The 13,707-nt window shown below is 76.8% G+C and carries 9 protein-coding genes; 7 read left to right on the top strand and 2 right to left on the bottom strand.

Annotated features, from left to right (window positions below; translation table 11 throughout):
- Positions 1–81 precede the first annotated feature (81 nt).
- From Q5761_RS05145 to Q5761_RS05175, 7 genes are all read left to right on the top strand, one after another.
- Positions 82–1,221, top strand: a complete 1,140-nt coding sequence (locus tag Q5761_RS05145; RefSeq protein WP_135226062.1) for an acyl-CoA dehydrogenase family protein — start codon at positions 82–84, stop codon at positions 1,219–1,221.
- Between the two features lie 208 nt (positions 1,222–1,429).
- Positions 1,430–2,380: a hydroxymethylglutaryl-CoA lyase gene (locus Q5761_RS05150; protein WP_318751438.1), complete on the top strand. Its 951-nt coding sequence runs from the start codon at positions 1,430–1,432 to the stop codon at positions 2,378–2,380.
- Positions 2,381–2,407: 27 nt separating this feature from the next.
- On the top strand, positions 2,408–3,697 hold the full coding sequence (locus Q5761_RS05155; protein ID WP_318751439.1) for a D-alanyl-D-alanine carboxypeptidase family protein: 1,290 nt from the start codon (positions 2,408–2,410) through the stop codon (positions 3,695–3,697).
- A 74-nt stretch (positions 3,698–3,771) separates the two neighbouring features.
- Positions 3,772–5,064 carry an asparagine--tRNA ligase gene (gene asnS, locus Q5761_RS05160; protein WP_318751440.1) on the top strand — a complete coding sequence of 431 codons (1,293 nt, stop codon included), beginning with the start codon at positions 3,772–3,774 and terminating at the stop codon, positions 5,062–5,064.
- A 214-nt stretch (positions 5,065–5,278) separates the two neighbouring features.
- The gene (locus Q5761_RS05165) at positions 5,279–6,412 is read left to right on the top strand and encodes a helix-turn-helix domain-containing protein (RefSeq protein ID WP_318751441.1); all 1,134 of its coding nucleotides are present in this window, start codon (positions 5,279–5,281) and stop codon (positions 6,410–6,412) included.
- A gap of 230 nt (positions 6,413–6,642) precedes the next feature.
- Positions 6,643–8,154 carry a D-alanyl-D-alanine carboxypeptidase family protein gene (locus Q5761_RS05170; protein WP_318751615.1) on the top strand — a complete coding sequence of 504 codons (1,512 nt, stop codon included), beginning with the start codon at positions 6,643–6,645 and terminating at the stop codon, positions 8,152–8,154.
- Positions 8,155–8,251: 97 nt separating this feature from the next.
- Positions 8,252–9,139 carry a polysaccharide deacetylase family protein gene (locus Q5761_RS05175; RefSeq protein ID WP_318751442.1) on the top strand — a complete coding sequence of 296 codons (888 nt, stop codon included), beginning with the start codon at positions 8,252–8,254 and terminating at the stop codon, positions 9,137–9,139.
- Between the two features lie 130 nt (positions 9,140–9,269).
- Here Q5761_RS05175 and Q5761_RS05180 read toward each other — a convergent pair whose 3' ends face one another.
- The gene (locus Q5761_RS05180; protein ID WP_318751443.1) at positions 9,270–11,114 is read right to left on the bottom strand and encodes a ribonuclease H-like domain-containing protein; all 1,845 of its coding nucleotides are present in this window, start codon (positions 11,112–11,114) and stop codon (positions 9,270–9,272) included.
- Positions 11,111–13,489: a DEAD/DEAH box helicase gene (locus Q5761_RS05185; RefSeq protein ID WP_318751444.1), complete on the bottom strand. Its 2,379-nt coding sequence runs from the start codon at positions 13,487–13,489 to the stop codon at positions 11,111–11,113. Before Q5761_RS05185 ends, Q5761_RS05180 begins: the two co-directional genes overlap by 4 nt.
- Positions 13,490–13,707: the final 218 nt, after the last annotated feature.

Here is a 13,707-nt window from a genome sequence, read left to right on the forward strand (position 1 = left end):
AACTAGCTATGGGTTCACGCGCGGCGGCGGGCCCTCGGGGGCCCGCTCGGCGCGTTGCGGATGCGCACGGGGGTGGCGCCGTTGGACTTCGAGCTGTCGGAGCAGCAGCGCCTGGTGCGGGAGATGGTCCGGGACTACGTGGCGCGCCGGGTGGCGCCGGGGGCGGCGGAGCGCGATCGCACGGGGGCCTTCCCCGCCGACCAGTTCCGGGAGCTGGGCGAGCTGGGGGTGCTGGGCCTGCCCTTCCCCGAGGAGGTCGGTGGATCGGGCGGCGACACGGTCGCCTTCGCCATCGCCATCGAGGAGATCGCCCGCGGCTGCGCCGCCACGGCCCTGACGGTGGCGGCCCACGTGTCCCTGGGTTGCACCCCGCTGTACCTGTTCGGCAGCGAGGAGCAGAAGCGGCGCTGGCTGGCCCCGGCCCTGCGGGGGGAGTACGTGGCCGCCTTCGGCCTGACGGAGCCGGAGGCCGGCTCCAACACCGCCGCCATCCGCACCCGGGCGGTGGAGGACGACGGCGCGTGGGTGCTCCACGGCACCAAGGCGTTCATCACCAACGGCAGCCGCGCCGACTACGTGGTGGTCGCGGCGGTGACCGACCCGGATCGCGGCCGGGAGGGGATCAGCAACATCCTGGTCCCCCGGGGGGCGCCGGGTTGGCGGGTCGCGCGCCGGTACGAGAAGATGGGGCTTCACGCCTCGGACACCGCCGAGCTGGTCTTCGACGGCTGCCGCGTGCCGCTGGACCACCTGGTGGGGGAGCGGGGCAAGGGCCACGAGCAGTTCCTGCGCACCCTGGACGGCGGCCGCATCGGCATCGGCGCCCTGTCGGTGGGCATCGCCCAGGCGTGCCTCGACGCGGCGCTGGAATACGCCCGCTACCGTCGCCAGTTCGGGCAGCCCATCAGCAAGTTCCAGGCGATCCAGTTCAAGCTGGCCGACATGGCGACGGAGCTGGAGGCGGCGCGCTGGCTGGTCTACCGGGCGGCCTGGCTGCGGGATCGGGGCCGGCCGTACCGCCGGGAGGCGGCGATGGCGAAGCTGTTCGCGTCGGAGCTGGCGGTGCGGGCGGCCCTCGAGGCCATCCAGATCCACGGCGGGGCGGGGTACGTGCGCGACTACCCGGTGGAGCGGTACCTGCGGGACGCCAAGCTGATGGAGATCGGCGAGGGGACCTCTGAGATCCAGCGCCTGGTGATCGCCCGCGAGCTGGGGTGCTGAGGCGGCGTGGCGGGGCTGCCCCGCCGGGCTCCGATGGCGCCCGCCGGACCGCGGGTGCCGGCCGCGGGACCGATGGGGTGGGGACCGGGCGCCCCGCCCGGGGTCGCCGGGGCGATGGCCGCCTTCGCCGTGGCCCCTTCGCGGGCGCCTGGGGCGGACGGCTCCCGCACGGCGACGAGCGGACGGGTCCAGGGGGAGGGGATGGGCGGTGCGATGGCCGGAGCGGGTGACGGTGCGCGAGGTCGGGCCTCGCGACGGGCTCCAGGCCGAGGAGCGCGTGCTGTCCACCGACGCGAAGGTGCGCCTGATCGACGCGCTGACGGAGGCGGGGTTCCGGCGCATCGAGGTGACCTCCTTCGTCCACCCGGGGGCGATCCCCCAGCTGGCGGACGCCGAGGCGGTGATGGCCCGCATCCGACGGCGACCCGGCGTGGTGTACAGCGCCCTGGTCCCCAATCTGCGGGGCGCCGAGCGCGCCCTGGCCTGCGGGGTCGACGAGGTGACCCTGTTCGTCTCGGCCAGCGAGACCCACAACCGGCACAACGTGCGGCGCACCATCGCCGAGTCCCTGGCCGGGTTCGTCCCGGTGGCCGAGCGGGTGGCGGCGGCCGGCGTCCGGCTCACGGGCTACGTGGTCACGGCCTTCGGCTGCCCATACGAGGGGGACGTGCCGGAGGAACGGGTGGAGCGCATCGTGGCGGCCTACCGCGACCTGGGGGCGGTGGCCGTCTACCTGGGCGACACCACCGGCATGGCGAACCCCGCCCAGGTGTACCGCCTGTGCACCCGCCTGCGCGGGCGCTTTCCGGACCTGGAGCTGGGGCTGCACTTCCACAACACCCGCGGGGCGGCCCTGGCCAACGTGGTGGCGGGATTGCAGGCGGGCGTCACCGTCTACGACGGGGCGGTGGGCGGGCTGGGGGGGTGTCCCTACGCGCCGGGGGCCACGGGCAACGTGGCCACCGAGGACCTGGTCCACATGCTCGAGGAGATGGGGATCGCCACGGGGGTCGACCTGGATCGATTGCTGGCGGCGGCTCGTCTGGCCCAGGAGCTGATCGGACGGGAGCTGCCCGGCTTCGTCCTCAAGGCGGGCAAGCGCAGCGACCTGGTGCGGGCGGTGCGGGCGCGGGAGGCCGCAGGGCCCCAAGGGGGTTAGCTTGGCGAAGGAGGCGAGGGGATTCCCATGGGGTTCGACGGCGGGCACCCGCATCGGCGGCGGGCCGGCGCCGCGGCGCGGCGCCGGCGGGCGAGGCGGCAGGGTCTCCTGGCGGTGCTGGGACTCGTCCTCGTGCTGACGGTGCCGCTGGCCGGGGGGCCGGCAGGGCCGCAGGCGGCGGCGCAGGAGGGGGCGCCGGCCGCCGACGCCGCGGCCCCGGCCGATCTCCGGATCCAGGCGCGGTCGGCCCTGCTGGTCGACGCCGTCACCGGCCAGGAGCTCTACGCCCAGGACCCCGACCGGCGCGTGCTGCCGGCCAGCCTGGCGAAGATCATGACCCTCGACCTGGTCTTCCACGCCCTGGAGCAGGGCAAGATCGCCCTGGACCAGGAGGTGACGGTCAGCGAGGCGGCGTGGCGGCTCTCGGTGCAGGCGGGCATCGGCGGGCCCTCGGCCATGTTCCTGCGGGTGGGGGAGCGGGTCCGCATCGAGGACCTGATCCGCGGCGTCGCGGTGGCCTCGGGCAACGACGCCTCCCTGGTGCTGGCGGAGGCGGTGGCCGGCAGCGAGCAGGCCTTCGTCACGATGATGAACCGGCACGCCGCGGAGATCGGCCTGCAGGCGTCGCGCTTCAGCAACAGCCACGGCCTGCCGGGCGGGGAGCAGCACGTCACCGCGCGGGACATGGCCCGACTGGCCCTGCACGTGCTCGCGGCGCACCCCGAGATCCTCGAGTACACCAGCCAGAAGACCTTCACGTGGAAGGACTTCGCGCCGCAGCCCAACTACAACCGGCTGCTCTTCCGCGATCGGCGGGTCGACGGGCTGAAGACGGGGCACCTCGCCGCGGCGGGCTTCCACGTGGTCGCCACCGCCAAGGAGGGCGAGCGCCGGCTGGTCGCCGTCGTGCTGGGTGCGGCCAGCGACGCGCTGCGGGTCCGCGAGGCCCAGCGGCTGCTGGACTACGGCTTCCAGCAGTTCACCAACACCCGCGTCGCCTTCGGCGAGGAGGGCCGCCAGATGGTGCCGGTGTACAAGGGGGCCCGCCCTCGGGTCACCGTGGAGCCGGCGGCGCCGCCGGTGGTGACGGTGCCGAAGACCGAGGCCGGCGAGGTGCGCACCCGGGTCGAGCTTCGCGACCCGCTGGTGGCGCCGCTGGCGCAGGGGGCGCGGGTCGGGACCCTGACCATCGAGGACGCCCGCGGCCGGGTGCTGCGCACGGTGCCGCTGGTGACGGCGGAGGCCGTCCCGCGGGGCGGGCTCTTCCGCGTGTTCTGGGACAGCGTGCGGCTGCTCTTCCGCGACCTGTTCGCCTGAGGCGTCGGGGATCGGCGCGGGGCGGCGCGGCGCCCGGGCTCGACGGCAGGATGGGCAAGGGTGGAGGGATCGACGTGACGGTGACGGTGGCCGAGGTCGGCCAGCACGAGGGCGAGGCGGTGGAACTGGCCGGCTGGGTCTACAACCGCCGATCCAGCGGGCGCATCGCCTTCCTGCTGCTGCGCGACGGCACGGGCGTCATCCAGTGCGTCCTCAGCCGCGATCGGGTGGGCGACCAGGGCCTGGCGGTGTTCGAACGGCTGACCCAGGAGTCGTCCTGCCGGGTGCGCGGGCGGGTGCGGGCGGACCGGCGCGCCCCGGGCGGCTACGAGATCGAGGTCACCGACCTCGAGCCGGTCCACGTGGCCGAGGACTACCCGATCAAGCTCAAGGAGCACGGCGTGGACTTCCTGATGGACCACCGCCACCTGTGGATCCGCACGCCGCGCCAGAACGCCATCCTGCGGGTGCGGGCGGCGGTCATGGCGCTGGCCGCCGAGATCCTGGCCCAGGAGGGGTTCGTCCGGGTCGACGCGCCGATCCTGACGCCGTCGGCCCCGGAGGGCACGACGAACCTGTTCGAGACCGACTACTTCGGGGAGAAGGCCTATCTCTCCCAGAGCGGCCAGCTGTACATGGAGGCCGCGTGCATGGCGCTGGGGAAGGTCTACTGCCTCGGGCCCACCTTCCGCGCCGAGCCGTCCAAGACGCGGCGCCATCTCCTGGAGTTCTGGATGCTGGAGCCCGAGGCCGCCTTCTTCACCCACGAGGACAACGTGGCCCTGCAGGAGCGGCTGGTGCGCCGGCTGGTGCTCGGGGTGCTGGAGCGCTGTCCCCGCGAGCTGGAGACGCTGGGGCGCGATCCCGAGCACCTGCGGCGGCAGGTCGAGGGGCCCTTCGCGCGCATCGCCTACGACGAGGCCCTGCGCATCCTGGACGAACACGGCCTGACCCTGCCCTGGGGCGAGGACTTCGGCGCCCCCCACGAGACGGCGCTGAGCCGGCACTTCGGGCGACCGGTCTTCGTCGAGCGGTTCCCGACGCGGGTCAAGGCCTTCTACATGGAACCGGACCCCGACCGGCCCGAGGTGGCCCTGTGCGCCGACCTGCTGGCGCCCGATGGCTATGGCGAGATCATCGGCGGCAGCCAGCGCATCAGCGACCTCGACCTCCTCTTGCGACGGATCGACGAACACGGCCTGAGCCGGGAGGCGTTGGCCTGGTACATCGACCTGCGCCGCTACGGATCGGTGCCCCATGCGGGGTTCGGCCTGGGGATCGAGCGCACCGTGGCCTGGATCTGCGGGCTCGAACACGTGCGCGAGGCGATCCCCTTCCCGCGGCTGCTGAACCGGCTCTACCCCTGACGACGCGCCCGGGCCGGGCGTCGTCCGGCCGGCGGCGGGCGGCGGCCGGCTCCCGGGCGGCCGGGCGGGGCCCGGGGCGACGGCGGGCGGCCGCCGGACCACGGGATGGGGGCACCGCGGGCAGGGTCCGGGTGACCGGAGCCGGGGGTGGGGGGCGCGGGGCGCGACGGCCGCCGCGCGGGGGGATGGCAGGCGCGGGCACGGGGGTGATGGGGTGACCCTGGAGGAGATCGGGCGGCGTTTGCGGGAGGCCCGGGAGCGCAAGGGACTGACCCTGCACGACGTCCAGGTGGCGACGAAGATCCGGCGCAAGTACCTGGAGGCCCTGGAGCGGGGTGACGACGCCCAGCTGCCCCCGGAGGTGTACACCCGCGGCTTCATCCGGGCGTACGCCAAGCTGGTGGGGCTCGACGGCATGGAGCTGGCCCAGGCGTACAGCCGGTGGAAGCGGGCGCAGTCCGCGGCCGGCGCCGCGGCCGACGGGGCGGGTGCCGCCCCCGCCGGCGAGGGGGCGTCGGTCCCGACCATCGGGGACGACGGGGACCGCGATGGAGCGGACGCTGCCCCGTCGCGCCGCGCGGCGGGCGAGGGGCGGGTGGCGACGGACGCGGGCGGCGGGGCCCCGGCGGGCCGGGTGCCGCCACCGGAGAGGGGGCCGCAGGTGCCGGAGCCCTGGACGCCTCCGCCCCTGGTCGGGCCGCTGCCGCGCTCGGGCCGGCGATGGCGGCGCGGGGCCGAGGCGTTCGGCGGCACGGCCCGACGGCGCGTCGGTCCCTGGGCGCGCTGGGGGATGGCGCTGCTCGGTCTCCTGCTGCTGGTCGGCGCGGGCCTCTACATCGCCGGGGCGCCGTCGGCGCCTGAGGCGGGGCGACCGCCGGCCGGCTCCGGCCCGGCGGGGTCGGCACCGGGCACCCAGCCCGCCGTCCCGGGTGGCGAGGGCGGGGGCGAGACCGCCGGGGAGGGCGGGGCGGCGCCGGGGTCGCCGGCCGAGGAGCCCCGGGTGCCCCAGGTGACGGTGCGTCGCGAGGGCGACGACGTCTACTACACCATCGCCGGCGGCCCCGCGGGCCCGGCGGCGGGTGCCGACGGCTCGCCCCTGACCGTGACCCTGGAGGCGACCGACCGCGTCTGGGTGCGGGTGCGCGATGCCGAGGGACGGGTGGTCTTCGAGCGGCTGATGCAGCGCGGCGACCGGCAGCAGGTCGAGCTGGGCCAGGGGTTGGACATCCGCGTCGGCTATCCGCGCGGTCTGGCCCTGCGGGTGGAGACGGCGGACCTGGAGGTTCCCCCGGAGGAATCGCCGCTCAACCTGCACCTCGAGCCCGGCGCCGCAGCCGGGGCGTCCTGAGGCGGGCCCGGGCCGCAGTCCGGCGGCTCGGGCCGCGAGCCGGCGGGGCTTCACGGCGGTCGCGGCGGCCCGGGGGACGCCGGACCGCCAGTCCGCCGGGGGCGGCGACCCCGGCCGCGTCCGCGTGCGCGTGCCGGTCGAGGGTGCGCGCTGCGCCCTGCGCCGGTCTACGGCGCGGCGATCCGCCATACCCATGGGGCGGAGGCTGGCGGGGGAGGGACCGCCCCGTGATGCGACACGCCGCGATCCGCGACGGGCATCGCGACCCGTCAGGGTGGAGCCCTCGGCGGCGCACGCTGCGGCAGGGGTTGGCCGTCCTGCTGCTGACCGCGGTCCTGCTGGGCGGTGCATCCGCCGCCCCGCCGCGGGGTGCCGGGGCCGCGACCCTGTGGCCGGGTCACCCGGCCGTCGCCCCCGTGGAACCGGCCTTGGCCCCGCCAACCGGGCCCGCGGCCGGTGGCGGCGGGCCCGGGGCGGCGGGGCCGCCGGGCTCGGGGCGGGGTGCCGCCGTGCCCGCCCGGCAGGGCGCGCCGGGATCTGCGGCAACGGAACCCGGGGGCGCCGGTTCGTCCGACCCCGCGCGGCCGGGAACCGGGGCCTGGCGCCCTGCCGTGGGTGCGGGCGCGCTCGAGGGGTCCGCCGCCGCGGCCTTCATCGCCCCGGAGCGCGTGCCCGAGGGCGTGGCGCCGCTCTGGCGCCACCGGGTGAAGCCGCCGCCGGCCCCGGATGCGGCGGCCGCCATCGTGGTCGACGCCGCCAGCGGCCAGGTGCTCTACGCCCACAACGCCCACCAGCGCCGGCCGCCGGCCAGCACCACCAAGATCCTGACGGCCATCGTCGCCCTGGAGTACGGCAGCCTGGACGACGTGGTGACGGTCAGCGCCCACGCGGCGGCGACCGAGGGGTCCACCATGGACCTCGAGCCCGGGGAGCGCTACACGCTGCGCGAGTTGCTCTGGGGGCTGATGCTGGAGTCGGGCAACGATGCCGCCGTCGCCATCGCCGAGCACATCGCCGGCAGCGAGGCCGCCTTCGCGCGCCTGATGAACGAGACGGTCCTGCGCCTGGGCCTGCGGGATACCCACTTCACCAACCCCCACGGGCTGCACGACCCCGGCCACTACAGCACGGCCTACGACCTGGCGGCGATGACCCGCTACGCCCTGGCCAACCAGTACTTCGCGCGCCTGGTCTGCCAGCCGGAGAAGGTCCTCTGCCGGGGGGACGGGGACTGGGTGCGGGTCCTGAGCTCCACCAACCGCCTCCTCTGGTACCACGAGTGGGTTCGCGGCGTGAAGACCGGCACGACCGGCCCGGCGGGACCGTGCCTGGTCAGCTCCGGGGAGCGGGACGGGCGCCGCCTGATCGCCGTCGTGCTGGACTCCGGCGACCGCTGGGCCGACAGCCAGCGCCTGCTGGAGTGGGGCTTCCGCGCCTTCGCACCGGTGGCGGGCGGTCGGCAGGGCGAGGTCCTGGGCCGGGTGCCGGTGCGCGACGGCATGGTCGCCGCCGTCGAGGCCCAGTTGGCGGGGGATCTCGGTGCGCTGGTGCCGCCCGCGGTGGCGCCCCGGGTCCGCCGGGTGGTGGAGGTGGCCCGGGCGGTGGCGGCGCCGGTGGCGGCGGGTCAGCGGGTGGGCACCGCGCGCCTGGAGCTGGATGGGGTGACCCTGGCATCCCAGCCCCTGGTGGCGGCCGCGGCGGTCCCCCTGGCGCCCTGGTGGCGGCGCGCGCTGCCCTGGTGAGGGGGTCGGGCTGCGGGCCTCCGTCCTTGGTTGCCGGCGGGGGACGGGGACGGGGTCGGCGGCCTTGCGGGGCGGGCGGGCGCTGGGAGGGGAGAGGGTGTTCGTCACCCTGGGCCGGTCGGCGCGGGTCTGGCTGGTCGTCTTGGGGGGCCTAGTCGCGGTGCTGGCGCTGGGCCGGGCCGCCCTGCCGTGGCAGCGGGGCGAGCCGGTGGCGCCGGCGGCCCGCGCCAGCGGCGATCCGGTTCGGCCGACCAGCGGCGCCCCGGCGCCGGGCCCGGGCGCCGGGGCGCCGGGCGGCAGAGGGGTCGCCCTGACCTTCGACGTGCTGGAGGGCGACGCGGTGGTGGTCCAGGTGCTGGACGTGCTGGCCTGGCGCCGCGTGCCCGCCACCTTCTTCGTCACCCTTCCGTGGGCCCAGGGGCACCGCGAGCTGGTGCGGCGGATGATCGACGAGGGCCACGAGGTCGGCCTGCGCGAGCCACCGGCCGGGACCCTGCGCCGGGCCTCGGAGCCCCGGGGCCCGACGGGCGGCGCGGCGGATGCCGGGCGGTCCGCGGAGGCGGGGCGGTGGGAGCGCGCGGCGGCGGCGCTGGCCCGTCTGACGGGGAGGCCCGTCCGGTTCGTCCGGCCGGCCCTGGTGGGCCTATGGGCGGGGGAACGGGACCGGACCGGCGGTGCCGGCGCCGACGCGCCGGACGGCGGCGCCGGGCCGGGCTCTGCCGCCGGCGGGTCGCTGCGCGCGGTGCTGTGGACCCTGGACCTCCAGGATTGGATGAATCCCGGTGTGGACTACGTGGTCTATCGCGCCCAGGCGGCGCAGCCCGGCGACGTCCTGCTCCTCCAGGCCAGCGACTTCGCCCGGCAGACGCCGCGGGCCCTGCCCCGCGTGCTGGACGCCCTGGCCGCCCGCGGCCTCGAGCCCGTCGCCCTCCATCGGCTGCTGGCGCCGCCGGCCCCCGAGGGGCCGTCACGGCCGCGGTGGTGAGGCGCGTCGGCGGTCGGCGGGCTCCGCCCGGGAGGGCAAGCCGGTGCGCCAGGGGGGAGAGGAGCCCCGCGGGTACGAGCCCGGTGCGGACGCCTCGACGGGGTCGGTGCGCCCGGGCGGCGCGGGCGGGCTAGAGGGCTCGCGCCTGGGTGCCGTCGGGCCCTGCGGTCAGCCGCTGGCGCAGGTGGGCGATGCGCCGTTCCACCCGGGAGGGGGCTGTGCTCCGGGCGTCCCGGCTCGGCGCGGCCCGGGCCGCCGGCGGCGGCGGGAAAGCCGCCGGCGCCGCCGGCGGGGGGGCGCCGTCCCGGCCCCGAGCGGTGGCGGCGTCCTGCGCCAGGGCGGCCACCTCCGGCGGCCGGGGCGTCCCGGCCACGGGCAGCCGCCTTCGCCGCTCCCACAGCCGCTCGGCCTGATCCAGGCAGGCGGCCGCCCGCTGGCGCTGCCCTGCCCGCAGCCACAGCTCCGCCAGGTCGAGCCATGGCTCCACCGGTGCCAGCGGGTGGTGGGCGTCGCACAGGGCGGCCTGCACGGCGACGGCATCGCCCCAGCGCCGTTGCCGGCGGTAGAGGGGGACCAGCCGGCGGGCCACCGCCGCCACCGCCCCGCGGCCGCGGGCCAGGACCAGGGCGCGCTCGTACCACCGCGTCGCCACGTCGGGGTCGATGCGCTCCCACTCCCGCCCGGCGGCCAGGGCCTCATCCCAGCGGCGCGCACCGGGCGGCCCGGCCAGCAGCCAGCCGCCGAGCCACGCGGCGATGCCCACCAGCGAGAGCAGGTCCACCAGGTTGTGGCGCAGGACGGGAAGCAAGGGGTCCAGGGTCTCCGCCGCCCCGTCCCCCGCCGCCGGGACGGGCCCGCGCCGGGCGGGATCCGGCGCGCCGTCCCGCGGCCGTCCGGAGGCGCCGGTCGTCCCCGCAGGGTTCGGGGGAGGGGGCATCGGCGCCTCGGGGTGCGGGCCCTCCCGTCGACGCAGGAAGCGGGCGAAGCGCTCCGGGATCTCGGCGCCCTGGACGTCGCCCTGGCGCTGGACGCCCAGCAGCCGGCTCTCCAGCGCCCGCAGGTTCACCCGCTGCGCCGGCCCGGCCCACAGCCGGCGGGCCGGGTAGAGCAGGTCGAGGTGGCCGGCGGGTGCCGGTGCCGTCCGCCGGTGCCAGTGCCAGCGCGTCTCCAGCATGGGCCAGTCGAAGCCGCGGCCGTTGAAGGTGACCAGCCACGGGTGCTCGGCCAGCCGGCGCGCGATGGCGGCCAGCCAGGCCCGCTCCGTCTCGGGCTCCAGGTCCGGCACCAGGTACTGCTCGACGACCAGCACCGGCCCGACCGCCTCGGCGACGGCCTGATCCTCCGCGGCCCCGGGGCTCCCCGGCCCCCCGCCCGGCGTGCCGGCGCCCCGCGGCTCTCCCCCCCGGTCGCCGGTCCCCGCCCCGCCGGCGTCGAACCAGGCCAACCCCGCGAGGAAGGGGCGGTGGCCGGCGCCCACCGCCAGGCCGGTGGTCTCCAGGTCGAGGAAGAGGAGCTGCTCCACCGCGGCGGGCGCTGGCTGCCGGCTGCGGACGGGTCCCGCCACCGCGGCCAGCACGGCCAGGGAGCGGCGGAGGTCGCGATACCACGTGGCCGGGGTCCCGCTCCCGTGAGCGAAGGCGGCCGGGTAGACCGTGCGCCAGCACCAGGCGGTCCCCGCGGGCGTCGGCGAGGGCGTGAAGGGATGGCCGGGGCCGTCGGCGGCAGGCGGTCCCCCTGGGGCGGTCCCGTCCGCGGCACCCCCTGGGACCGGGACGGGCCCGGCCCCGGCGGCGAGGGTGGCCCCGGCTGCCGGGCTCGCTGTCACGGGCGTGCAGCTCGCCGGACCGGATCCCCCGGGCGCCGACCCGGTCGCCGGGGGCGCCCCGCCCCGCGAGCCGGCCTCCGGCCGGCCGCGGGCCTTGAGCACCAGTCGTCCCTGGGCGTGGAGCGCGCGGAGCTCCTCGAGCCGGCTCATCGCCGCTCCCCCTCGCCGCGGACGGCGCCGGGGCCCGGCGGGAGCGGGGCCGGGAGGGAGCCCGCCGCCGGGGGTGACGGCAGCGCGGCCCATCGTCGTCCGGCCGGCGGCGCCATGGCCTGCGGCGGGGCCAGCAGGGCCAGCAGCCGCCGGGCCGCCGCCTTCGCCCCCGGGCCGCTCTCCGTCTCCGGCCCCGTGCAGGCCGGGCACCCGGCCTCGCAGGGGCAGGCCGCCACCGCCTCCGCCGCCGCCTGCCAGAGCAAGGGCAGGATGTCGTACGCCTTCTCCGCCAGGCCGACGCCGCCGGGATAGGCATCGTAGAGGAACAGCGTCGGCCGGCCGGTGAAGGGCGAGCGCAGCTGCGCCACCGTGCCCAGGTCGCGGCGGTCGCAGAGCAAATAGAGCGGGGCCAGGTGACCCAGCAGATACGCCAGCCCCTGCAGGCCCGCCTGCAGCACCGCGGGCTCCATCCCCGCCGGTTCGTCCGCCAGGGTGACCCAGCAGGCGGTGGTGTGCATCTCCAGCTCGGGGAGGTGGATCCGGCCCCAGCCCACGTTCTCGTGGGTGAAGAGCTTGATCTTCTTGAACAGCGTCGCCCGGGCGATCACCGCCACCTCGCCCCGGGACGCCTCGCCGCCGGGCACCGGCCGGCTGGCGAAGCAGTCCAGCACCTTCAGGTCCACGGCCAGGTGGGCGTCGGTGTAGTAGTCCACCCGCACCGGTCGCACGTAGGCCTTGTTCTCGGCGAAGTCCAGCCGCTCCACCTGGTACTGCTCGCCCTCGTGGATGTAGATCGCCTGCTCGTGGACCAGCAGGGGCGCCGAGAAGCGGTCGACCTCGCCGATCACCCGGGCGCCGCGGCTGGTGTCGATGATCACCACGTTCTCCTCCGCCGCCGACCGCAGGCTGATCTCGTGGGCGGGGAAGGTGTCGCTGATCCAGTGCCACCGGTCGCCGGAGCGGTGCACCAGGCCCTGCTCCTCCAGGAAGGTCAGCACGTCGTCCACCGGCTGGTCGCCGAAGCGCTCCCCCGCCCGGAAGGGCAGCTCGAAGGCGGCGCACTGGATGTGGCTGACCAGGATGTACAGGTTGTCCGGGTGGATGAACGCGGCCTCCACCGGCTGCTCCAGCAAAAAGCGCGGGTGACGGGCGATGTACTGGTCGAGGGGGCTCGAGGAGGCGACCAGCACCGCCACGGCAGCCTCCTGGCGCCGCCCGGCGCGGCCGGCCTGTTGCCAGAAGCTGGCCACGCTGCCGGGGTAGCCCGCCAGGACCGCGGCCTGCAGGGAGCCGATGTCGATGCCCAGCTCCAGGGCGTTGGTCGCCACCACCCCCAGCACCTCCCCCGAGCGCAACCCGCGCTCGATCTCCCGGCGCTGGTTGGGCAGGTAGCCGCCGCGATACCCCCGCACCCGTTCGGACCGGTCGCCCATGGCGTGCCGCAGGTAGGTCAGGAGGACCTCCACCGCCAGCCGGGTGCGGGCGAAGACGATGGTCGGGATGCCGTTCTTCAAGAACCGCTCCGCCCAGCGCCGCGCCTCCTGCAGCACCCCCCGCCGGATGCCCAGCTGGGCGTTGACCACCGGCGGGTTGTAGACGATCAGGTGCCGCTCGGCCCGGGGCGCGCCGCTCTCGGCGATCACCCGCACCGGCCGCCCCAGGAGACGCCGGGCGTGCTCGCCCGGGTTCGCGATGGTGGCGGAGCACGCCACCACCCGCGGGCGCGACCCGTAGAAGGCGCAGATCCGGAAGAGGCGGCGCAGGACGTTGGCCACGTGGCTGCCGAAGACGCCGCGGTAGTGGTGGAGCTCGTCGACCACCACGTACTCCAGGTTCTCGAACAGGTTGACCCAGCGTGTATGGTAGGGGAGGATGCCCGCGTGCAGCATGTCGGGGTTGGTGATCACCACCTGTCCGGCGGCCCGGATCGCCCGGCGCGCCGCCTCCGGCGTGTCCCCATCGTAGGTGTACGCCTTGAGGTCGAGGCCGAGCTCGTCGATGGCCTGCTGAAGGGCGGCGTACTGGTCCTGGGCCAGCGCCTTGGTGGGGAAGAGGAAGAGCGCGCGGGACGACGGCCGCTCCAACATGCGCTGCAGCACGGGCAGGGTGTAGCAGAGGGTCTTGCCCGACGCCGTCGGGGTGACCACCACCACGTCGTCCCCCGCCAGGCTGGCCGCCACCGCCTCCGCCTGGTGGCTGTAGAGCCGGTCGATCCCCCGCCGCCGCAGCCAGTGGACGAGGCGCCCATCGAGGGCAGGCGGCGGGGGCGCGAAGCGGCCCGGTTGGGCCGGTTCCACCTCCCAGGCCTGGATGCCCGCCACCCAGGCGGGGTCGGTGCGCAGCTGCTCCAGCACCTGGCTCAAGGTCAAGGGCACGGGGGCCACCTCCAGCGAATACCCGTTCGCTGCCGGCGGGGGCATCCCTGCCGGGCGCGGGGTCGCCGGCGGCCCAGGCCCCGGGGGTGCCGCCGGGCCCGCCGCCCGGGCCGCCGCGGTGGGGCGCCGGCGAGCGCGCGGGAACGGGCAGCGGTCGGGCTGCCCTGAGGGCGCGCAGCCGGGCAGCGAGGCGGGCTGCGGCGAGCGCGTGGAGCCGG

Source organism: Thermaerobacter composti, assembly GCF_033582035.1.
In the GTDB taxonomy this organism is placed as follows: Bacteria; Bacillota; Sulfobacillia; order Thermaerobacterales; family Thermaerobacteraceae; genus Thermaerobacter; species Thermaerobacter composti.